Origin of the sequence: Xanthomonas populi, assembly GCF_002940065.1 — a bacterium.
Classification (GTDB): Bacteria; Pseudomonadota; Gammaproteobacteria; order Xanthomonadales; family Xanthomonadaceae; genus Xanthomonas; species Xanthomonas populi.
This window is the reverse complement of the sequence record NZ_MDEJ01000299.1, coordinates 1-803: the sequence shown is the minus strand read 5'-3', so window position 1 is coordinate 803 and position 803 is coordinate 1. Positions and strand designations below refer to the sequence as shown.

The following is an 803-nucleotide window of genomic DNA, read 5'->3' as shown; positions in this document are numbered from 1 at the left end:
TGGAGCGATTACGCACACTGCCCGAACACGTCTACAACCAGATGGTCATGGGCTGAAAAACGTGGGGATACCTCAGACCCTGATTCTCGAAGGCTGGAGGAACGCTGTAGCGACTGCATCGGCTGTAAGCCGTCTCCCTAGTCCCGTTGACTACCCAGCCATCAGGAGCGATGTTTCCACCTGGGAAACCGAAGACGCCATGCATGTAAGGAATGTCGAGGTCCCAAAGCTTGAAGTGTCCCTTTGTAGGACTCCCCACTGAGAATCGACGGCCCACCCGGACTTGGAGAGCGTTGTTGCCCTTCAGATCCACGTCGGTTTGGATGATTTCCATCGATCCCGTGTAGAGATTGATGTTTTCACCGAAGAGCTGGTCGCCAGGGCTTCTCACCACCGCGCCGGTTTGGATCAACTTGCCATAGTCGTCGTAGACATCCTCGGCGGCGCCCAATGCAGGAGACAATCCTGCTAAAGCAGCCAGTGCCAATCCAAACGCGCGCATCTGGCGCGGCCTCGTGCCCGATTCCATAGCATTTTCCAAGTTGATGACTGACCGAGATCCGGGTAGACCTCATCGCTCCCACAAACTCGCGCTCATGCACAGGCAAGGCATGACAACGCATGCCCAGCCAAACCATTGGCAGGTGTTCGTGTTCAAAAAAATCCGGAGGGTGCGCAAAGCGCGACCGCGAGGTCATTCCCCAATACCCCCACGTTAACTAGGGCCTGTTAACACATAAGAAGCCCTTCAACGATCAGGACGAAGCTCAGGAATCCGAGGAACATGACGTCGAGCTTCTCAA

General features: G+C 55.4%; 1 pseudogene. It reads right to left on the bottom strand.

Annotation, left to right across the window (positions count from 1 at the left end):
* Positions 1-37 precede the first annotated feature (37 nt).
* Positions 38-541, bottom strand: a pseudogene (locus XpopCFBP1817_RS20955) (type IV secretion protein Rhs); the annotation flags it as partial.
* Positions 542-803 lie beyond the last annotated feature (262 nt).